General features: G+C 70.7%; 22 protein-coding genes. 11 read left to right on the top strand and 11 right to left on the bottom strand.

Going from position 1 to position 20752, the window contains the following annotated elements:
• Positions 1-32: 32 nt before the first annotated feature.
• From AC4BGB_RS13655 to AC4BGB_RS13640, 4 genes are all read left to right on the top strand, one after another.
• Entirely contained in the window at positions 33-911 is an 879-nt protein-coding gene (locus AC4BGB_RS13655) for a TIGR03619 family F420-dependent LLM class oxidoreductase (protein WP_490547426.1), read from the top strand.
• Positions 908-2089 carry a hypothetical protein gene (locus AC4BGB_RS13650; protein WP_490547425.1) on the top strand — a complete coding sequence of 394 codons (1182 nt, stop codon included), beginning with the start codon at positions 908-910 and terminating at the stop codon, positions 2087-2089. The genes AC4BGB_RS13655 and AC4BGB_RS13650 overlap by 4 nt, the downstream gene beginning before the upstream one ends.
• A 229-nt stretch (positions 2090-2318) precedes the next feature.
• Positions 2319-3125, top strand: coding sequence for an SDR family oxidoreductase (locus AC4BGB_RS13645; RefSeq protein WP_490547424.1), 807 nt, complete (start codon positions 2319-2321; stop codon positions 3123-3125).
• A 66-nt stretch (positions 3126-3191) separates the two neighbouring features.
• The gene (locus AC4BGB_RS13640; protein ID WP_490547423.1) at positions 3192-4340 is read left to right on the top strand and encodes a sulfotransferase family protein; all 1149 of its coding nucleotides are present in this window, start codon (positions 3192-3194) and stop codon (positions 4338-4340) included.
• Between the two features lie 53 nt (positions 4341-4393).
• Here the strand turns inward: AC4BGB_RS13640 and AC4BGB_RS13635 are convergent, their stop codons facing one another.
• The 8 genes from AC4BGB_RS13635 to AC4BGB_RS13600 form a co-directional block, all read right to left on the bottom strand.
• Complete coding sequence (locus tag AC4BGB_RS13635; protein WP_490547422.1) at positions 4394-4615, bottom strand: SCO4848 family membrane protein; 222 nt, start codon at positions 4613-4615, stop codon at positions 4394-4396.
• 46 nt (positions 4616-4661) lie between these two features.
• Positions 4662-6047, bottom strand: a complete 1386-nt coding sequence (locus AC4BGB_RS13630) for a cytochrome P450 (RefSeq protein ID WP_490547421.1) — start codon at positions 6045-6047, stop codon at positions 4662-4664.
• 32 nt (positions 6048-6079) lie between these two features.
• Positions 6080-6955, bottom strand: coding sequence for a ferredoxin family protein (locus AC4BGB_RS13625; RefSeq protein WP_490547420.1), 876 nt, complete (start codon positions 6953-6955; stop codon positions 6080-6082).
• 32 nt (positions 6956-6987) lie between these two features.
• Positions 6988-8127 carry a cupin domain-containing protein gene (locus AC4BGB_RS13620; protein WP_490547419.1) on the bottom strand — a complete coding sequence of 380 codons (1140 nt, stop codon included), beginning with the start codon at positions 8125-8127 and terminating at the stop codon, positions 6988-6990.
• Entirely contained in the window at positions 8128-8355 is a 228-nt protein-coding gene (locus tag AC4BGB_RS13615; RefSeq protein WP_490547418.1) for a hypothetical protein, read from the bottom strand.
• Positions 8356-8469: 114 nt separating this feature from the next.
• Entirely contained in the window at positions 8470-9285 is an 816-nt protein-coding gene (locus AC4BGB_RS13610) for an amino acid ABC transporter ATP-binding protein (RefSeq protein ID WP_490548441.1), read from the bottom strand.
• A gap of 44 nt (positions 9286-9329) precedes the next feature.
• Positions 9330-10265: an amino acid ABC transporter permease gene (locus tag AC4BGB_RS13605; protein ID WP_490547417.1), complete on the bottom strand. Its 936-nt coding sequence runs from the start codon at positions 10263-10265 to the stop codon at positions 9330-9332.
• A 58-nt stretch (positions 10266-10323) separates the two neighbouring features.
• On the bottom strand, positions 10324-11217 hold the full coding sequence (locus tag AC4BGB_RS13600) for an ABC transporter substrate-binding protein (RefSeq protein ID WP_490547416.1): 894 nt from the start codon (positions 11215-11217) through the stop codon (positions 10324-10326).
• A gap of 222 nt (positions 11218-11439) precedes the next feature.
• Here AC4BGB_RS13600 and AC4BGB_RS13595 point away from each other — a divergent pair, with 222 nt between their 5' ends.
• The 5 genes from AC4BGB_RS13595 (at position 11440) to AC4BGB_RS13575 (ending at position 16578) form a co-directional block, all read left to right on the top strand.
• Positions 11440-12177 carry a FadR/GntR family transcriptional regulator gene (locus AC4BGB_RS13595; protein WP_490547415.1) on the top strand — a complete coding sequence of 246 codons (738 nt, stop codon included), beginning with the start codon at positions 11440-11442 and terminating at the stop codon, positions 12175-12177.
• 70 nt (positions 12178-12247) lie between these two features.
• Positions 12248-13609 (top strand): glutamine synthetase family protein, encoded by a 1362-nt coding sequence (locus AC4BGB_RS13590; RefSeq protein ID WP_490547414.1) that lies wholly within the window; start codon positions 12248-12250, stop codon positions 13607-13609.
• A gap of 4 nt (positions 13610-13613) precedes the next feature.
• Entirely contained in the window at positions 13614-14990 is a 1377-nt protein-coding gene (locus AC4BGB_RS13585; RefSeq protein WP_490547413.1) for an aldehyde dehydrogenase family protein, read from the top strand.
• Between the two features lie 87 nt (positions 14991-15077).
• Positions 15078-15857: a 3-oxoacyl-ACP reductase gene (locus AC4BGB_RS13580; RefSeq protein WP_490547412.1), complete on the top strand. Its 780-nt coding sequence runs from the start codon at positions 15078-15080 to the stop codon at positions 15855-15857.
• A gap of 10 nt (positions 15858-15867) precedes the next feature.
• A complete protein-coding gene (locus AC4BGB_RS13575; protein WP_490547411.1) occupies positions 15868-16578 on the top strand; it encodes a gamma-glutamyl-gamma-aminobutyrate hydrolase family protein in 711 nt (236 codons plus the stop codon).
• A 37-nt stretch (positions 16579-16615) separates the two neighbouring features.
• On the opposite strand, the gene hutI is transcribed toward AC4BGB_RS13575, so the two are convergent.
• On the bottom strand, positions 16616-17767 hold the full coding sequence (hutI, locus tag AC4BGB_RS13570; RefSeq protein WP_490547410.1) for an imidazolonepropionase: 1152 nt from the start codon (positions 17765-17767) through the stop codon (positions 16616-16618).
• A 17-nt stretch (positions 17768-17784) separates the two neighbouring features.
• Between hutI and AC4BGB_RS13565 the strand changes: the two genes are divergently transcribed.
• Both AC4BGB_RS13565 and AC4BGB_RS13560 read left to right on the top strand, forming a co-directional pair.
• Complete coding sequence (locus tag AC4BGB_RS13565) at positions 17785-18402, top strand: nitroreductase family protein (RefSeq protein WP_490547409.1); 618 nt, start codon at positions 17785-17787, stop codon at positions 18400-18402.
• A 155-nt stretch (positions 18403-18557) separates the two neighbouring features.
• Complete coding sequence (locus AC4BGB_RS13560) at positions 18558-18701, top strand: hypothetical protein (RefSeq protein ID WP_490547408.1); 144 nt, start codon at positions 18558-18560, stop codon at positions 18699-18701.
• Between the two features lie 97 nt (positions 18702-18798).
• Here the strand turns inward: AC4BGB_RS13560 and AC4BGB_RS13555 are convergent, their stop codons facing one another.
• Positions 18799-19611 carry an ABC transporter permease gene (locus AC4BGB_RS13555; protein ID WP_490547407.1) on the bottom strand — a complete coding sequence of 271 codons (813 nt, stop codon included), beginning with the start codon at positions 19609-19611 and terminating at the stop codon, positions 18799-18801.
• The gene (locus AC4BGB_RS13550) at positions 19611-20624 is read right to left on the bottom strand and encodes an ATP-binding cassette domain-containing protein (protein ID WP_490547406.1); all 1014 of its coding nucleotides are present in this window, start codon (positions 20622-20624) and stop codon (positions 19611-19613) included. The genes AC4BGB_RS13555 and AC4BGB_RS13550 overlap by 1 nt, the downstream gene beginning before the upstream one ends.
• Between the last annotated feature and the right edge of the window lie 128 nt (positions 20625-20752).

Genomic DNA, 20752 nt, shown 5'->3' with positions numbered 1-20752 from the left:
TCGACCAGCTCAATAACCGAAAGGTCCCGATCATGAGGTTCACCTACGCCGAGGCGATGACCCACGTGGAGTACTACGCCCCGCTCGCCCAGGCGGCGGAGGCGGCCGGCTACACCTCGATGACCGTCGCCGACTCCCTGATCTACCCCCGGGAGTCCGACTCGACGTACCCCTACACCGACACCGGCGACCGGGAGTTCCTCGAGGACAAGGAGTTCATCGAGACGATGGTGCTGGTGACCCACCTCGCCGCGGTGACCAGCACGCTGCGGTTCACGCCGTTCGTGCTCAAGCTGCCGGTGCGGCCGCCGGTGCTGGTGGCCAAGCAGATCAGCTCGATCGCGTGCCTGAGCGGGAACCGCCTCGGCCTCGGCGTGGGGCTCTCGCCGTGGCCGGAGGACTTCGTGGCGATGGGGGTGCCGTGGGAGCGGCGCGGCAAGCGGATGGACGAGTGCATGGACATCCTGCGCGGCCTGACCAGCGGGGAGTTCTTCGGCTACGACGGGGAGTTCTTCACCCTCCAGGAGATGAAGCAGACGCCTGCGCCCACCGAGCGGATCCCGCTGCTGGTGGGCGGCCACGCGGACGCAGCCCTGCGACGCGCCGTGCTCAAGGGCGACGGGTGGATGCACGCCGGCGGTGACGGCGAGGAGCTCGACCGGCTGCTCGCCCGGCTCGCAGAGATCCGCAAGGCCGAGGGCGACACCCGCGACGACTTCGAGGTGCACGTCATCTCCTACGACGCCTACGACCTCGACGGCATCAAGCGGCTCCAGGACAAGGGCGTCACCGACTGCATCGTCGGGTTCCGGGTGCCCTACATCAAGGGTCCCGACACCGAGCCGCTGCAGACCAAGATCGACAACCTGGAGAAGTACGCCCACTCGATCATCAGCAAGGTGAGCCTGTGAGCGAGGTCTCGACCGGCTCGACCGGCGGTGGGGGCGGTGTCACGGCCGCGTTCGCGGAGGCGGTCCGCGAGGCGGAGCAGCTGATCGCGAACCCGCCGTTCCCGGTCTCCGAGCAGGACCTCGCCGAGGGCTACGACTACCTCGCCGGCAGCATCCGGTCCTCGCTGCAGATGGCCTTCGACTACGACCTCGAGCACCCCGTGCTGATCAACCCGACGCACCAGTACGCCCGCCAGGGCCTCGACAACCCCGACGCGATCTACTTCAACGCCTACCTGGCGCCCGGTGCGTCGTACGTCGTCTCGGGTGTGCGCGGCACCACCGCCGACCTGTCCTTCCAGCTGATGTCCGGGACCTACTCGGCCGACGGCGCGCCCGACAGCGTCGCCGCGTTCGACGACCGTGACCTCGAGATCGCCGAGGACGGCTCCTTCGAGTGGCGCTTCGGGCCCGAGCTGGGGCTCACCAAGGGATCCACGCTGATCGTGCGCGAGGTGTACGACGACTGGAACGCCGAGGACCGCGGCACCCTGCGGATCCAGCGCCTCGACACGGCCGGGACGCCGCGGGGACCGCTGACCCCCGAGCGCGTCGCCAAGCGGTACGGCGTGGCCGCCAAGATGCTGATCGGGCGGATCAACACCTGGTTCGCGTTCCCGGAGTGGTTCACCTACAAGGAGCCGGTGAACACACTCACCGTGCCGAGGTCGACGCCCGGCGGGCTGGCCTCGCAGTACTCCTCGATCGGGCACTACTCGCTCGAGCCCGACGAGGCGATGATCGTCACGGTGCCGGTCTCCGAGTGCGCCTACCAGGCGATCCAGATCGGGTCGCGGTGGTACGTCTCCACCGACTACGAGCATCACCAGACCTCGCTGAGCAAGGCACAGTCGCACGCCGACCCGGACGGGAAGTTCCGCTACGTGGTCAGCGAGCGCGACCCGGGCCTGGCCAACTGGCTGGAGACCACCGGCCACCCCCAGGGCGTGATGATGCTGCGCTGGCAGCGGGTCTCCCGCGTGCTCACGGCCGCCGACGGCCCCGAGGTCGAGGTGGTGCCGTTCGAGTCGCTGCCCGACCGGCTGCCCCACTTCCACGCCAACCAGATCTCCGCCGAGGACTACCGGACCCGGATCGCCGACCGCCAGGTGGGCATCGCCCGCCGGATGATCTCGTGACCCCGACCGGGCACGAACGTCCCGCCGTAGCCCGCCGAGCGGGCACTTGTGTCCCGCGGAAACGCGCCGACCGGGCACTCCCGTCTCGTCCAGATGTCTCGACCGGACAGTTGTGTCCCAGCCCGGCGAGCACAACTGCCCGCTCACCGTCGTACGACGGGACACAACTGCCCGCTCACCGTCGTACGACGAGACGCAACTGCCCGCTCACCGAGGAGACGAGGAACCCGTGACCGCATCCCCCCAGCTCCTGCAGGACAAGGTGGTCGTGCTCTCCGGAGTCGGGCCCGGCCTCGGGCGCTCGCTGGGCGAGGAGGCGGCCCGGATGGGTGCCGACCTCGTCCTCGTCTCCCGGACGCAGAAGCGGCTGGAGAAGATGGCCGAGGTGGTCCGCTCCCACGGCCGCCGGGCGCTCGTCGTACCCACTGACATCAACGACGAGGACGCGTGCCGGCGGCTGGTCGACGCCGCCCTGGCGGAGTACGGGCGCGTCGACTGCCTGATCAACAACGCGTTCGCGATCCCGCCGATGGAGCCGCTGAGCACGATCAAGCACGACGCCCTCCGGGACTCGCTGGAGACCAACGCGTTCGCGCCGCTGCGGCTCTCCACGCTCTTCGCCGACGCGCTCGCGGAGTCTCCGGACAAGACCGGCGGCTCGGTGATCATGGTCAACTCGGCGGTGCTGCGGCAGTCGCAGCTGGAGTTCGGCGGCTACAAGGTCAGCAAGGGCACCCTGGTGCACATCGCCTCCGCGCTGGCCACCGAGCTCGGCCTGCGCGGGATCCGGGTGAACACGGTGGCGCCGAGCTGGATCTACGAGGACGTGAACAAGGCGTACTTCGACTGGATGGCCGAGGATCGCGGCCTCACCCACGACGACATCTACCGCGAGATCGCCGACCGGACCGACCTCAAGCGGCTCGCGACGCCGGAGGAGGTCGCGAGGGCCACCCTCTTCCTCGCCTCCGACCTGGCCTCGGCGGTCAGCGGGGTCACCCTCGACGTGAGCTGCGGTGAGTTCCATGGCTACTGATCTCGACTGGGCTCGGTCACCGTCCGCTGCTGCTCGCCCCTGTCCCTCGACCGGCGGTGAGCGATCATGACGCGCACACGCGAGGACCTCGGCTCCTTCGAGGACATCGCCGCGGCCGCCGTACGCACGACCGGGCTCGACGACTTCGGCGGCACCGAGCACGAGGAGGGCCTGCGCCTGCTGTGCGAGGACCTGGTCGAGCACGGGGGGCTGACCCCCGAGGGCAACTACATGCAGCGCACGTTCATCAAGAGCGCACTGGTCGGGCGGCTGCTCTCCGAGCACGGCTTCAAGGAGCACCCGTCGTACGCCGAGGTGCCGATCGTGCGACCGATCTTCGTCTGCGGCCTGCCGCGCACCGGTACGACGGCCCTGCACCGGTTGCTGAACGCAGACCCCGCCCACCAGGGGCTCGAGCTGTGGCTGACCGAGGTTCCGCAGCCGCGTCCCCCGCGAGAGACGTGGCCGGAGAACCCGATCTACGCGGCCCTGAACGCGGCGTTCTCGGAGCACCACGTGGAGAACCCGGAGTTCATGGGGATCCACTTCATGGACGCGAGCAGCGTCGAGGAGTGCTGGCGGATCCTGCGCCAGTCCGGGAAGTCCATCGGGTTCGAGTCGCTGGCCCACGTCCCGTCGTACTCCGCCTGGCTGGAGAAGCAGGACTGGACCGACGCCTACGAGCGGCACAAGGCCAACCTGCAGCTGATCGGGCTCAACGACCCGGAGAAGCGCTGGGTGCTGAAGAACCCCTCGCACCTCGTCGGCATCGACGCGATCATGTCCGTCTACCCCGACGCGCTGATCGTGCAGCCGAAGCGCGACCCCGTCGTCGCGATCGCCTCCGCGTGCTCGCTCTCCGCGGAGGCGACGAAGGGCTGGTCGACCACGTTCGTCGGCGAGACGATCGGGCGGACCCAGCTCGACATGCTCAGCAAGGCCGTGGCCCGCTTCGAGCGCGAACGGGCCAACCACCCCGCGGACCAGTTCATCGACCTCGACTACGCCGAGTTCGTCAAGGACCCGGTGGCGACCACGCGAGCCATCTACGACTCCTTCGGCCTGGAGTGGACCGCGGGCGTCGATGAGGCCGTCACCCGGCTCGACGCCGAGTCACGCCAGGGCGGCAGGCGCCCGTCGCACCGCTACGACCTGGCCGACTACGGGCTCACCGAGGACGAGGTCCGCGCGGCGTTCGCCGAGCATTCCGGATAGTCCGAGACGATTCCGTTGCCGAACGGCCGTTTTCACGACGGAAAGGTCTCGGACTATCCGGCCCGGCGGGAGGCACGAAGGGCGCGGAGGCCCCAGGAGCCGAGTACGCCGGCGATGGCGATGTTGACCACGATCAGTACCGAGTGCGCGACGAAGTAGCCCACCGGGCGGTCCTCCTCGGTCTGCACCAGGGCCTTGGTGAACTGTGCGTAGGTGAGCACGTTCCAGACGGCGACGGCCAGCAGGACCAGGGCGTGCTTGCGTTCCAGCTTCACCCCGGAAGCGTATGCGCCCGCGCCCGGCGCGCCGGGCCGGGGCCGGTCAGGCGGGTGCCTGCTCGCGCCGGGTCACCACGATCCGGGCGCCGTGGCGCGGGACGCTGGTGATGTTGCGCACCTTGGGGGTCTCGGTGGAGCCGGGCGGGACGGCCACGTCGTAGGCGCGCAGGACCTCGCGGAGTACGGCGACGCCCTCCATCAGCGAGAACCCCGCCCCGATGCAGCGCCGTACGCCGCCGCCGAACGGGATCCAGGTGTTGATGGCCACCTCGCCCTCGGTGAACCGCTCCGGGCGGAAGCGGGTGTGGTCGGGGTGGCTGCTCTCCGACTCGTGGGCCAGGATGATCGAGGCAGCGACGTTGGCACCGCGGGGCAGGTCGATCCCGCCGACCGTCGCAGGCTCGGTCAGGTGCCGCACCACCATCGGGATCACCGGGTGCAGCCGCATGGACTCCTTGAGGACCGCCTCGAGGTGGTCGGTGTCCCCGTAGATGGCGGCCTCGCGTGCCCTGGCCTCCTCGGCGGGGTTGCTGCCCAGCTCGTGCAGCGCCCAGGCGAGCGCGGTCGCCGTGGTCTCATGACCCGCGAGCAGCAGGGTGACCAGCTGGTCGCGCAGCTCCTCGTCGCTCAGCCCGCCCCCGGACTCGTCCTCCACGAGAAGCAGCTGGGAGAGCACGTCGGTGCGCTCGGCGAGGTCGGGGGCCCGGCGGCGCTCGTCGATCTCGGCGAAGATCACCCGGTCGAGCTCGACCTGGTTCTCGATGGTGCGCCGCCAGGGACCGTACTTCTGCAGCCGCGGGTACCCCCACCCGAGGAACACCAGCGGCGGGATGTCCACCGTCTTGTTGACCAGCGGACGCAGCTCAGCGAGCCGGTCCTCGTCGGTGACCCCGAAGACGACCTGGAGGATGACCTCGAGGGTGAGTGCGTTCATCCGGGCCAGGGACTCGAACGGCTCCCCTGCCTGCCAGCGGTCGACCTCCTCGCGGGTCAGTCGGGTGACCAGCGACTCGTAGCCCTTCAACGCCCGGGCGTTGAAGGCCGGCATCAGCAGCCGGCGGGCCCGCTTGTGCTGGGTGGAGTCGACCAGGAGCAGCGAGTGCTCGCCCATCACGGGCCCGAGGATCGCGTTGCCCTTGCCCGCGTGGAAGACCTCGGGGTCGCCGGCGAAGATCTCCCGGACGTGCTCGGGACGGTTGAAGAACACGATGTGGCGGCCCTCGGGCATGATCCGGATCGTGAACACGTCGCCGTAGCGGCGCTGCAGCGCGGGGATGAAGCGGTGCCGGAACCGCAGCACGCCGATGCTCTGGAGCAGGACGTGCATCCGCGGCCCCGGCGGCAGGTCGCGGGCGTTCAGCGGCCCCGCGTCGGAGGGCGCGGGACGCATCTTGGCGAAACGGCGCTCGGTCACCTCGGCAGTCGACATGCGCGGAGTATGCCCCGCGGAGCGCGGTGCAATCAGGTCCCGGACTCCGGCGTGGACGCGGTGGGCACCCGGCGCAGGTCGGTCACCTCGAAGACCGGCAGCGGGCTGAGCCGCTCCAGCCCGCAGGTCAGCTGCGCCTCGCCCCGGGTCCCCTGCCGCAGGGTCACCGACCAGTCCACGCCCTCGCGGCGGAACACCGTGGTCGGGCCGTTGCTGCGCACGAGCCTCAGCGAGTCGAGCCGGTCGTCCTCGAGGTGGCGGCGCAGCGCGATCTCGGCGTACTGCACCGCCATCGGGTACGACGAGCGCCCGCGCAGCCGGGAGATGTCCAGCCGCCCCTGCTCGTGGAGGCCTGCCAGGTCGCTGGCGGCCCAGGGCTCCACCCGGCCGTAGTAGAGGCCCTCGGGGAGCACCACCATGTTGGCCGCGAACCGGTCGCCACCCACGTGCGAGATCTCCCAGGTCTGCGCCGGGTGGGACGCGGTCAGCGCGGCCGCCACCGGACGGCCCCGCTCGGCGCAGCACGGGTCGTGCCGGCCGTGCGTGCACACGCCGAACAGGGGCCCCTCTGCCGGCGACCAGCCCGCCGGTGGCTCGCCCCGGGCGATGGCGTCGAGGTCGACCGCGAGCAGCTCCTCGGGATCGAGGAAGGTCGTGGTGAACAGGCGGCCCTGCGCCGGGAAGGCGAGGAACATCCGGAAGTCCGCCTCGCGATGGGCCCGATGGTGGCGCCGTGCCATCAGCACGCGGATGCTGCCGTGCGTGCGCAGATGGGCCTTGACCGCGTCGGGCAGCCGGCTGTCGCGGGGAGCGCTGGCGCCCCACGGGCCCTGGTTCTCCAGCAGCAGGAAGGCGCGCAGGTGCGTCGCCGTGCCTGCCAGGTCGTCCTGCCGCTGCTCGGCCGACACGGCGCAGCGGAAGTCACCGATGTCCTGCCTGGTCAGCGGAGGACCTCGAGCAGACCCTCGCGGACGAGCCGGCGGGTGAGGACGAGAGCGGACTGGGGGTCCAGGCCCAGGTCTGCCGGGGTGAACACCTCCAGGGTGCGCGCCCGCTCGACCGCGTCGAGGAGCCGCGCGGGCACGCTGAGCCGGCGGTCGCCCAGCAGCAGGTTCAGCCGGTCGCCCTCGGGCTGCAGCACGCAGGGCTTGCCGGGACGGCGGCGCAGCTCGGTGTCGCCGGCGATGCCGTCCAGCTGCATCCGGTCGACCAGCCCGCCACGCAGGTTGCCGCCCCGGCTCTCCAGGAACGACTGGGTCTGGGCTGCTGCCACCGCGGCCGGGTCCGTCGCCGCCAGCGCGGACCCGAGGTCCTGCAGCCGCTGCGCCAGGCCCTCGGCGAGCTCTTCGGGACGCTCGAGGTAGCCCGCGGGCAGGTGGGCGTCGGCCTCGACACTGGTCAGGGCCTGCTGGACGGCCCGGTCGAGCAGGGTGCGCCAGGTGAGCTGGTTGATGCCGATCGTGACGTGCAGGGAGACGGTGTCGCGGGCCCGGGCGGCGTGCGGCGTACCGGTCGGCAGGTACATGCTCAGGCCGGGCTCCAGCAGGACCTCGCGCGCGTCCCGGCCGGCCTCACCGGGGGCGGGGTGGACCTCCCACAGCTTGGAGCCGTGGGTCTGGAAGACGAAGACGTCGTGGCTGTCGCTGTGCACCGCGAACCCCTGGGAGCCCGGCGGGGTCAGGTAGGCGTTGGCCTGGCACGGGTGCCCCAGGGCCAGCTCGAGCTCGGCGACCAGCCGGGTCAGCGGCGGCCAGTACCGGTGCAGTCCCTGGAGTACGACGGTCGCGCCGCCCTCGAACAGGTCGATCACCTTGCGTGCGTCCACCAGCCCGCTCAGGGCCTGCCCGGCGAGGGTGGCTCCGCTGCGGGTGTAGCTCGACGCCGGCAGCACCGACCCGTCCTGGGCGAGGCGCACCGCGGGGGTGCGGATCGCGGTCGCGGTCAGCAGGTGGTCGACGTCGTCGAAGGACAGCAGGCCGACGAGCTCCGCCGGGTCGGCCTTGTGGACGTGGACGTGGGACGCCCAGATCTTCTCGACGAAGTCCTGGGCGTCCCCGCTTAGCAGCGTGAGGGCGTTCACTCAGCCGTCGGTGCCGTCGGTGCCGTCCGCGTCGCTGGAGTCGCCGTCGGTGCCGTCCGCGTCGGTCGAGTCGCCGTCGGTGCCGTCCGCGTCGGTCGAGTCACCGTCGGTGCTGTCGGTCGAGTCGCCGTCGGTGCCGTCCGCGTCGCCCGAGGGCACGGCCTCCGCGCCACCTGCGGTGGTGTCCATCTCGTCGTCGCCGAGCGGCTGGTCTGGAGTCGTCGTCATCTGCTGCCTCCTTGTGAGTGTTCGGCACACGTCGCGCCGTACGTAGTCGTGCCCGATCCTGCACGTTCTGAACCGCATCGCGCCACCAAAGGTCGCGGCCCCAGAGGCGACGGCTCAGAGCTTCTCGGACTCCGCCCGTTGGAGGAGCGCGGCGGCGTGGTCCTCGTGCTCCTCGCGGATGCGGGACAGGAAGCTCTGGGTGCGCTCGTGCTGCGGGTGGTTGATCACGTCGTCGGGGGGACCCTGCTCGACCACCACCCCGCTGTCCATGAACACGACCCGGTCGGCCACCTCGCGCGCGAAGCCCATCTCGTGGGTCACCACGATCATGGTCATGCCGCCGTCGGCGAGCTCACGCATCACCGAGAGCACCTCGCCGACCAGCTCGGGGTCGAGCGCGGAGGTCGGCTCGTCGAACAGCATCAGCTTGGGGTCCATCGCCAGGGCGCGGGCGATCGCCACCCGCTGCTGCTGGCCACCGGAGAGCTGGGAGGGGTAGCTGTCGCAACGCTCGACGAGCCCGACGCGGTCCAGGAGCTCACGGCCACGCTTCTCGGCGGCGGCCTTCTTCACCCCGGCCACCTGGATCGGGGCCTCCATGATGTTCTCCAGGGCGGTCATGTGCGGGAACAGGTTGAACCGCTGGAAGACCATTCCGATCTCGCGCCGCTGGGCCGCGATCCGCTTGTCGCTGAGCCGGTGCAGCTTGCCGCCCCGGTCCTCGTAGCCGGCGAGCTCGCCGTCGACCCAGATCCGCCCGCCCTGGATGGTCTCGAGCTGGTTGATGCAGCGCAGGAACGTCGTCTTGCCCGACCCGGACGGACCCAGCAGGCACACCACCTCGCCGGCCGCCACGTCGACGTCGATGCCCTTGAGCACCTCGTTGCCGTAGAAGGACTTGTGCACGTTCAGTGCACGCACCAGGGGCATCGCCGAGGAGCCCTGGCCGGAGGAAGCCGGGGAGGGGGACGCGTTCACTTGCTGCCGCCGATCATCGAGAGCATCTTCGCCCGCCAGCTGGAGTCGGGCTGCCCCGGTATGCCGAAGCCGCGCCCGAACCGGGCCTCGAGCCGTGACTGGATCACCATCAGCACGCTGCACACGATCAGGTACCACAGCACCGCCGCGACCAGCACCGGGAAGACCTCGTAGGTCCGGGACCCGATCGAGCGCAGCTGGAAGAACAGCTCGTTGCTGACCGGGATCGCGATCAGCAGCGAGGTGTCCTTGACCATCGCGATGGTCTCGTTGCCCGTAGGGGGGACGATCACCCGCATCGCCTGCGGGAGGACGACGCGACGCATCGCCTTGCCGCTGCTCATCCCCAGCGCACAGGCGGCCTCACGCTGGCCGGGGTCGACCGAGAGGATGCCGGCCCGCGCGATCTCGGCCATGTACGCCGCCTCGGAGAGCCCGAGACCGATGATGCCACCGAGGATCCCGGTGAAGATCTGGTTGGCGTCGAGGCTGAAGAACCGCAGGTTGCCGTCGAGACCGAGCAGGTCCATGATCTGCTCGCCGAACGGCACCCCGATGCCGAGGCCGCCGGTGGCCTCGGGGAACAGCAGCCCGAGGGCTCCCATGATCGTGAGCAGCACCAGGCGGGGCACCGCCCGGAAGAACCAGGTGAACACCCACGCCACGGTGGAGAGCACCGGGTTGTCGGAGAGCCGCATCACGGCCACGGTGATGCCGAGCGTGACACCGATGAGCATGGCGCCCGCCGTACCGAGCAGGGTGCCCATCACCAGCCCGCGAAGCACCGGGGACTGCACCATCGCCTCGAGCACGAACGGCCAGTTGAAGGCCGGGTTCGTGACCAGGAGGTGCACGAACATCGCCACCAGCACGGCGATGACGACGATCACCACCCACCGCCCCGGGTGACGCACCGGAACCGCGTCGATCATCCCGGGACGGTCGTCTGCACTCTCCGGGGCAGACGTGGGTGGCATCGTCATGGTCATCTCAGGGAGTGGGGTTCACGGCGAAGTCGGTGATGGCCCCGGACTGCACGCCCCAGGCCTCGAGCGCCTTCTTGTAGTCCCCATCGGCCTCCAGCGACTTCAGGGCCGCCAGGACGGCTTCGGCGAGCTCGGTCTGGTCCTTGGGGATGACGTAGCCGTAGGGGGCCGCGTCGTAGATCTCGCCGAGGGCCTCGAGCTTGTCCTTGGACTGCTCGACCGCGTAGGCGACGATCGGGGAGTCGGCGAGCATCGCGTCCGCCTTGCCCGAGACGACGTTGGCGGTCACCTCGTCCTGCCCCTCGTAGGTCAGCACCTTGATCGGCTTGCCCGCGGCCGTGCACTCCTTCTGCTTCGGCGGCAGGTCCTCCTCCTGCTGCACGGTGCCCTGCTGGACCGCGACGGTCGCCCCGCAGGGCTTCTCGACGTCGACGTTCTTCGGGTTGCCGGGGGCCGAGGCCCACTGGGTGCCGGCGCTGAAGTAGCTGACCATGTTCACCTGCTTCAACCGGTCGGGGTTGATGGTGAAGCTGGAGACGCCGACGCCGTACTTGCCACCCTGGACGCCGGTGATGATCGAGTCGAACTTGGCGTTGGTGAACTCGACCTTCAGGTCGAGCTTCTTGGCGACCGCGGTGAACAGGTCGATGTCGAAGCCCTCGATGGTCTTGCCGTCGCCGCTGAGGAACTCGTTGGGTGCGTAGCTGGCGTCGGTGCCGACCGTCAGCGTGCCCTTGTCCTTGATCTCCGCCGGGACCAGCGCCGCTGCCTTCTCGTCGACGCTCGTCTTGACGTCGCCGCCCTTCTTGTCCCCGGAGTCCAGGGAGTCGGATCCGCAGCCGGCCACGGTCAGCAGGCCGACCGTCAGAGCCGAGATGATGAGCCTTGAGCGTCGCATTTGAGTCCTTCCACAAGCCCCTTGTGGAGCCCGAGATCGTCATGTGCTGGTGGTGGCCGGAGGTTCCAGCCGGGTACGGCATCTTGCCACCGCCCGATCCAGTGCCCGACGCCCGTGGCAGAAAACCTAGACCCGAGCAGAAGTCCCGTCCAGAGACCGAGGACACAAAGGTTTGAGTCCAGACCATTGACACCCGTGGGCCTGGCTCCGAGACTGGGCCGGGTGTTGACCACGTCGCACGACGCCGCCCTGCCTGCTGAGGTGATGCGGCCGGTGCGCGGGCACCACGCCTTCGAGGCCTGTGTGGAGCAGCTGGCCACCCTGATCCGCCTCGGTGTCTACCCGCGCGGCTCCACCCTGCCGCCCGAGCGCGAGCTGGCGCAACGTCTCGTGGTCTCCCGCGCCACGCTGCGCGAGGCCATGGCCGCGCTGCGCCAGGCAGGACTCGTCGAGACCACCCGCGGCCGCGGTGGCGGGACCGTGGTGACGATGCGTCCCGCCACGCCCTCGGCGCGCGCCGCGTCGCGCCGGTCCGGGGCGACCCGCGCGGACTGGGTGGACGCGCTCGACTTCCGCCGCATCGTCGAGCCCGGCGCCGCCGCGCTGGCAGCCCGCCAGCCCCTCGACGCCGCACGGCGCCAGCGGCTGGAGGCCGCGCACGCGTCGGTCGCCCAGGCGAACGGCCCGGCGATGCACCGGCAGGCCGACTCACGCTTCCACCTGACCGTGGCCGCGCTGAGTGGCTCACCCCGCGTCGTCGAGGCCGTCACCGCCGTGCAGTCGAGCCTGCACGAGATGCTCAGCGCGATCCCGGTGCTCGAGGCGAACATCGCCCACTCCGACGCGCAGCACGCCCGGATCGTCACCGCCATCCTCACCGGACGGGGCCACCTGGCCCGGCGCGCGATGGCGGAGCACTGCGACGACACCGCCGCCCTGCTGAGGGGCCTGCTCACCTGACCGACCAGCTCGCCCCTGTCCGAGACCAGACCAGCGACCCGCTCCGAACGCCACCCACGGGAGAACACCGATGAGCACACCCAACGACCGCTACCTCACCCTGGACCGCCTGCGCACCCTGATCGAGTCCGACGAGATCGACACCGTCGTACTCGCCTTCACCGACATGCAGGGCAGGCTCCAGGGCAAGCGGCTCCACGGCCGCTACTTCCTCGACGTCGCCCTCGAGGGCCGCACCGAGGGCTGCAACTACCTGCTCGCCGTGGACATCGACATGAACACGGTGGCCGGCTACACCATCTCCTCGTGGGAGAAGGGCTACGGCGACATGGAGTTCATCCCGGACTGGGACACCCTGCGCCGGCTCCCGCACCTGCCCGCCACGGCCCTGGTGCAGTGCGACCTCGTCTGGCTCGACCACGCCCCGGTGCCGCAGTCGCCGCGGACGATCCTCAAGGCCCAGCTGGAGAAGGTCGCCGCGATGGACATGGTGGCCCTGGCCGGGACCGAGCTGGAGTTCATCGCCTTCGAGAACACCTTCGAGGACGCCCACAACCGCGGGTGGCGCGGTCTGACCCCGGTCAACCAGTACAACGTCGACTACTCGCTGATCGGCACCTCCCGGGTGGAGCCGCTGCTGCGCGACATCCGCAACCACATGTACGCCGCCGGCATGGACGTCGAGGGCGCGAAGGGTGAGTGCAACCTGGGCCAGCACGAGATCGGCTTCCTGTTCGCCGAGGCACTGGTCACCGCCGACAACCACGCCGTCTACAAGACCGCCGCCAAGGAGATCGCCTCCCAGCACGGCAAGTCGCTGACGTTCATGGCGAAGTACGACGAGCGCGAGGGCAACTCCTGCCACATCCACCTCTCCCTGCGCGGGGCAGACGGTGAGGTGGTGTTCGCGGAGGGCAAGGAGCGCTCGCCGCTCTACGACCAGTTCGTGGCCGGCGTGCTCGCGACGATGGCCGACTTCACCCTGCTGTACGCACCGAACATCAACTCCTACAAGCGGTTCGCCTCCGCCTCGTTCGCCCCCACCGCGGTGGCCTGGGGCACCGACAACCGCACCTGCGCCGTGCGCCTGGTGGGCCACGGACCCTCCGCGCGGATGGAGAACCGGCTCCCGGGCGGCGACGTGAACCCCTACCTCGCGCTGGCGGCGATGCTGGCCGGCGGGCTGTACGGGATCGAGAACGAGCTCACGCTGGAGGACGAGCTCGTCGGCAACGCCTACGCCTCGGACAAGCCGCACGTGCCGCACACCCTCCGTGCCGCCCGGGAGGCCTTCGCCACGTCGAAGATCGCCCGGCAAACCCTGGGTGAGGAGGTCGTGGACCACTACGTCAACATGGCTGATGTCGAGCTCGCGGCCTTCGATGCCGCCGTCACCGACTGGGAGCTCGGCCGGACCTTCGAGAGGATGTGAGCAGGTGACCACCTCACCGTTCGTCACTGCCACCAGCCCGGTGATCAGCCCCGTCACCACCCAGCAGATCGCCGAGGTCGGCTCGGCCAGCGTCGAGGAGACCGACGCCGCCATCGCGCGTGCCCAGGAGGCGTTCGGACCCTGGCGCGACCTCGCCCCCGGCGAACGGGCCCGGCTGCTGCGCGCGTTCGCCGCCGTCGTGGACCTGCACCTCGAGGAGCTCGCGCAGATCGAGGTCGGCAACTCCGGGCACACCATCGGCAACGCCCGCTGGGAGGCGGGCAACGTCCGCGACTGCCTGAACTACTACTCCGCCGCCCCCGAGCGGATGTTCGGCCGGCAGATCCCCGTCCCCGGCGGAGTCGACCTGACCTTCCACGAGCCGCTGGGGGTCGTCGGGATCATCGTGCCGTGGAACTTCCCGATGCCGATCGCGGCGTGGGGCTTCGCTCCCGCCCTCGCGGCGGGCAACACCGTGGTGCTCAAGCCCGCGGAGATCACCCCGCTGACCGCGATCCGGATCGGCGAGCTCGCGATCGAGGCGGGCCTGCCCGAGGGCGTGCTCACCGTGATCCCCGGCAAGGGGTCGGTCGTGGGCCAGCGGTTCGTCACCCACCCCGACGTGCGCAAGGTGTGCTTCACCGGCTCCACCTCGGTGGGCAAGCAGATCATGGCCGGGTGCGCCGAGCAGGTGAAGCGGGTGACCCTCGAGCTCGGCGGCAAGAGCGCGAACATCATCTTCGCCGACACCGACATCGCCGCGGCGGCCGCGAGTGCGCCGTACGCCGTGTTCGACAACGCCGGCCAGGACTGCTGCGCCCGCTCGCGGATCCTCGTGCAGCGTTCGGCGTACGACGAGTTCGTCGGCCGGCTCGAGGAGTCGGTCAAGCGGCTGCGCGTGATCGACCCCGCCGACGAGCAGAGTGAGATGGGCCCGATGGTCTCGGCCGCGCAGCGTGACTCGGTGCAGCGCTACATCGACGCGGCCGACGTCGCCTTCACCGGGTCCCGCCCCGAGGGCGACGGGTTCTGGCTGGCGCCGACGGTCGTGGAGTCCACCTCGACGCAGGAGCCGGTGTGGCGCGAGGAGGTCTTCGGCCCCGTCGTCGCGGTGATGGCCTTCGATGACGAGGACGAGGCGGTCGGGCTCGCCAACGACACGGAGTACGGCCTGTCCGGGTCGATCTACACCAACGACCTCGGCCGGGCGCTGCGGGTCGCACGCGGCGTGGAGTCGGGCAACCTGAGCGTGAACAGCCACTCGGCGGTGCGCTACTGGACGCCGTTCGGCGGCTACAAGCAGTCCGGTCTCGGGCGCGAGCTGGGGCCGGACGCCCCGAACGCGTTCACCGAGGAGAAGAACGTCTTCATCGCCCACTAGGGCCGGGCGTCCGTCGGGGCCGCACACCTACGCAGGCCCCGGGGCGGCTACTCGAGCAACCGATTCGTGCACAGGAGAGGGAGAGCAATGTCTGGACGCCTGGAGGGCAAGGTCGCGGTCGTCACCGGGGGGTGCTCGGGCATCGGCCTGGCCACCGTGAACCGGTTCGTCGAGGAGGGCGCGAAGGTCGTGATCGGCGACATCGACGACCAGCGCGGCCACGAGCTCGTGGGCCAGCTGGGCGGCGAGCAGTTCGCGACGTACGTCCACGTCGACGTCACCGACAAGGAGCAGGTCGACGCGCTCTTCCAGACCGCCAAGGACACCTACGGCTCGGTCGACGTGGCGTTCAACAACGCCGGGATCTCCCCGCCCGAGGACGACTCGATCCTGGACACCGACCTCGACGCGTGGCGCCGGGTGCAGGAGGTCAACCTGACCAGCGTCTACCTGTGCTGCAAGGCCGCGCTCGGGCACATGCGCGAGCAGAGGTCCGGGTCGATCATCAACACCGCGTCGTTCGTCGCGGTGATGGGTGCGGCGACCAGCCAGATCTCCTACTCCGCGTCCAAGGGCGGCGTGCTGTCGATGAGCCGCGAGCTCGGCGTGCAGTTCGCCCGGGAGGGCATCCGGGTCAACGCGCTGTGCCCGGGGCCGGTGAACACGCCCCTGCTCAAGGAGCTGTTCGCCAGCGACGCCGAGCGAGCGGCCCGCCGGCTGGTGCACGTCCCGATGGGTCGCTTCGGCGAGCCCGAGGAGATGGCCAACGCCGTGCTGTTCCTGGCCTCCGACGAGTCGAGCTTCATGACGGCGAGCACGTTCCTGGTCGACGGCGGCATCTCGGGCGCCTACGTGACCCCGCTCTGAGGCCGGTGACATGAAGCCGCTGATCGGGCTGACCAGCTATCGCGAGCACGCCCAGTGGGGCGTGTGGAAGCAGGGCGCCGACCTGCTGCCCGCGGTCTACTCCGACGCGATCGTGCGCGCGGGCGGCGTACCGGTGCTGCTGCCCCCGGCCACCGACGACCCGGAGGCGGCCGCCGCGGTGGTGGAGCGCCTCGACGGCCTCGTGGTCAGCGGCGGCGCCGACGTCGATCCCGCGCAGTACGGCGAGCAGCCCCAGGAGCGCACCGTCGTGATCCGCCCCGACCGCGACGCGTGGGAGCTCGCGCTGCTCACCTCGGCGGCCGCGGCCAACCTGCCCACCCTGGGTGTGTGCCGCGGCATGCAGCTGCTCGCCGTCGCCGCGGGCGGCACCCTCGAGCAGCACACCCCCGACGTGGTCGGCCACACCGGCCACAACCCCGAGCCCGGCGTCTTCGGCGACATCGAGGTGAGCACCGCGGACGACTCCCTGGTGCGCTCGATCCTCGGCGAGGGCGTCACCGTGCACTGCCACCACCACCAGTCCGTGCGCTCCCACCCCGGCTACGTGGCCACCGCCCACGCCGCCGACGGCTCCCTGGAGGCCCTGGAGACCCCCCGCGCCACCGGCGAGGGCAGGTTCTGCCTCGGCGTGCAGTGGCACCCCGAGATGGGCCGCGACCAGCGGCTCTTCGACGCGCTGGTCCGGGCGGCTGGCGGGTAGGTCGGGCCCGCACCACCAACCCCCGTCAACCCACCGCTCACGCGATGACCTCGGCGACCAGGGGCACGCCGGGGCGGTAGGCGAGGTGGAGGTACGACGGGGCGTCGAGCAGGGTCAGGTGGGCGCGCTTGCCGGGGGCGAGGACGCCGATGTCGTCGCGGGCCAGGGCTCGGGCGCCGCCGGCGGTGGCCGACCAGAGCGCCTCCGCCGGGGTCATCCGCAGCTCGCGGACGGCCAGGGCGATGCACAGTGGCATCGAGGTGGTGTAGCTGGAGCCGGGGTTGCAGTCGGTGGCCAGAGCGACGACCGCGCCGGCGTCGAGCAGGCGGCGGGCGTCGGGGTACGGCGACCGGGTGCTGAACTCCGCTCCCGGCAGCAGGGTCGCAACCGTGCCGGAGTCGGCCAGGGCCGCCACGTCGGCGTCGACGAGGTGGGTGCAGTGGTCCACCGCGGCGAGGCCGAGCTCGCACGCGAGGCGTACGCCGGGGCCCGGACCGAGCTGGTTGGCGTGCAGCCGGCCACCCAGCCCGTGCGCCGCTCCGGCCGACAGCACGGCGCGGGCCTGGTCCTCGTCGAAGGCGCCGCGCTCGCAGAACACGTCGATCCAGCGGGCGTACGGCGCAGCGGCCTCGAGCATCCGCCCGGTGACCAGCTCGACGTAGCCCGCGGGATCCTCGGCGTACTCGGGGGCCACCACGTGCGCGCCGAGGAACGTGGTCTCCGCGGTGAACTCAGCGGCGAGCGCCAGGCTCCTCGCCTCGTCGAGGACGGTGAGCCCGTACCCGCTCTTGATCTCCACCGTGGTCGTGCCCTGGCGGCGCATCTCGGCGACCAGCCGGGCCACCCCGGCCCGCAGCTGCTCGTCGCTGGCGGCGCGCGTGGCCGCCACGGTGAGGGCGATGCCTCCGGCGGTGTAGGCCTCCCCCGCCATCCGCGCCGCGAACTCGGCCGCGCGGTCGCCGGCGAAGACGAGGTGGGAGTGGGAGTCGACGAACCCGGGGACGACCGCGAGCCCGCCGAGGTCGCGGGCGTCGTCGGCCTCCGGCGCGCGCAGCCGCGGCCCGACCCAGGCGACCCGGCGGCCCTCGAGCACGACGGCGGCGTCGTGGACGAGCCCGAGGGGGGTTCCGTCGTGGGTGGGGTCGTTGGTGACGAGCTCGGCGATTCCCGTCAGCAGCAGCGAGGTCATGAGGGCATGCTCCCCCCATGGAGTTCCAAGACGTCGTACGCCGCCGCCGGATGGTCCGCAACTACACCGACGAGCCGGTCGATCCCGCGATCGTGGACCGCGCGCTGTCCAACGCCACCCGGGCGCCGAGCGCCGGCTTCAGCCAGGGCTGGGGCTTCCTGGTGCTCGACACCCCAGAGGACGTACGGCGCTACTGGACCACCACCGCCGACACGGTGGCGGACCCCGACGAGTGGCTCGCGGGGATGATGCGCGCCCCGGTCGTGGTGGTGCCGTGCTCGAGCAAGGCGGCCTATCTGGGCCGCTACGCCGAGCCGGACAAGGGCTGGACCGACCAGGAGGAGGCCCGCTGGCCGGTCCCGTTCTGGCACATGGACGCCGCGATGGCCTCCCTGCTCATCCTGCAGACCGCGGTCGATGCCGGGATCGGCGGCTGCTTCTTCGGCGTCCCGCCCGGCAGGGCGCCGGCCCTGCGGGAGGAGTTCGGCATCCCCGCGGAGTTCGACCCGATCGGGGCGATCACGCTCGGGCACCCCGCCCCGCGTCCCGGAGCGGCCGGTTCGCCGAGCCGCAGGCGCCGCAAGCCCGCCGAGGAGGTCGTCCACCGCGGCGGCTGGGGACGCACCGGAGACTGACACGCGGTGAACCCTTCCGGACCCGCCTGAGTCGCGCGAGTACCGAAAGAGACCGATGGGTCTCGAAATCCCCCGGCGAATCGCGGTTTGGACAGGATTATCAGCGGGTAGACCTTGCGGGTCACGAGGGAATGTCAATCGAAGGGAGACAGGACATGGTTGTCCTGGGACTGATTCTGCTGATCATCGGCTTGGTGGCGGGCATCTCGATCCTCACCACGATCGGAGCGATCCTGCTCGTCGTGGGGCTGATCCTGAACCTGGTTCCGATCGGCGGTACCCGCCGCAGAGTCTTCTAGCCGACGGGCTGGAGACACCAGAGCCGCAAGCGAGAGCCCCGGGACCGAACTGGTCCCGGGGCTCTCGGCGTGTTCCGGCCGCCACCACCCGCCAGGGTCACCGGCTGGCGGCTCGCTGGTACTGCCGGATCGCGAGCGGCGCGAACACCACGATGATGATCACCACCCAGATCAGGGTGTAGGCCACCGGGTGGACCAGGGGCCACGGTCCGTCCGGGGCGGTGCCGGGCACCGTGTTGCCGAACAGCTCCCGCGCCGCCTGGGTCACCGTGGAGACCGGGTTCCACTCCGCGAAGGTCTTCAGCGGACCCGGGAGGTTGTTGATCGAGACGAACGTGTTCGCGATGAACGTGACCGGGAAGATCACGATGAACGAGGCGTTGTTGACCACCTCGGGACTCCGGACGAGCAGGCCGACGTAGGCCATCACCCAGGAGATCGCGTAGGCGAACGCCAGCAGCACCAGGAACCCCGCTGCCGCCTCCAGCACCGAGGAGCGGATCCGCCAGCCGACGAGGAGCCCGGTCACCGCCATCACCAGCAGGCTGAGCACGTTGATGCCGACGTCGGAGATGGTGCGGCCGAGCACCACCGACCCCGGCGACATCGGCAGCGAGCGGAACCGGTCGACGATGCCCTTCTGCAGGTCCTCGGCCAGGCTGTAACCGGTGAAGGTCGACCCGAACACCACCGTCTGGGCGAAGATGCCCGCGATCAGGAACTCCCGGTAGTTCACCCCCGTGTCCTGGGAGCCGATCGCGCTGCCGAAGACGTAGGCGAACAGCAGCACGAACATGATCGGCGAGAGCAGCGTGAACACCAGCAGGTCGGGGACCCGCAGGATCTTCTTCAGGTTGCGCCGGGTGATGGTGACCGTGTCGGTCACGGCGTCGGACAGCATCGTGCTCATCACGGCCTCCCTGCCGCGAGATCGGCCTCGACCGACTCGTCCTCGGTGGATCCCGCCTCCTCGGCGCCGTGCCCGGTCAGCTGCAGGAACACGTCGTCCAGGGTGGGACGGCGCAGGCCCACGTCGGTCACCTCGATCCCGGCCCGGTCCAATCGCCCCAGGAACTCCACCAGGTCACGCGCACCCCCCGCGACCGGGATGGTGAGCCGCCGCTCCCGCTCGTCGATCTGCGGCGGCCCGAGACCGATGCCCATCCCCTCTGCGCGCGCCCGGTCGAGCTGGCCGGCGTCCGGCACCCGGATCTCGATGCGCTCACCGCCCACCTGCGACTTGAGCTCGTCGGCCGACCCCAGCGCGATCACCGTGCCGCGGTCGATCACCGCGATCCGGTCCGCGAGCCGGTCGGCCTCCTCGAGGTACTGGGTGGTCAGCAGCAGGGTGGTGCCGCCCCGGACCAGGTCCTCGATCACGTCCCACATCCCCGCACGCCCGCGCGGGTCGAGGCCGGTGGTGGGCTCGTCGAGGAACAGCACGGGCGGCTCGGCGACCAGGGCGCCCGCGAGGTCCAGGCGCCGGCGCATGCCGCCGGACCAGCCCTTCACCTGCCGGTCGGCGGCCTCGGTCAGGTCGAACCGCTCGAGCAGCTCGCGCGCCCGCTTCCTGCTCGCCGAGGCGCCGAGGTGGTAGAGCCGCCCCACCATGTCGAGGTTCTCGAACCCGGTGAGGTGCTCGTCGACCGCGGCGTACTGCCCGGAGACGCCGATGCGCGAGCGCAGCTCGCGGGCGTCCCGCACCACGTCGAGGCCGAGGACCTCGGCGGTGCCCGAGTCGGCCTTGATCAGGGTGGTCAGCACCCGGACCGTGGTGGTCTTGCCGGCGCCGTTGGGCCCGAGCAGCCCCATCACCGTCCCGGACTGGACCTCCAGGTCAAGACCGTCGAGGGCCGTGACCGACCCGTAGTGCTTGTTCAGACCCGTGGCCCGGATCGCGAGGCCTGCGGCTGAGCTGCCCATTCTGGTGTCTCCTCACTGCTGGCGGTGGCGGGGTGATCTGGGTCACACCCACCGCTCACCGACCTTAGCGAGGAGTACCGACAACCGAGTCCGGCCGAAGTCATCGGCGCCCGGCGGAGTCATCTAAC

The organism is Nocardioides sp. Z30_9 (genome assembly GCF_058215735.1).
The sequence above is the reverse complement of the archived record's forward strand: the minus strand, read 5'-3'. Positions and strand labels throughout refer to the sequence as shown.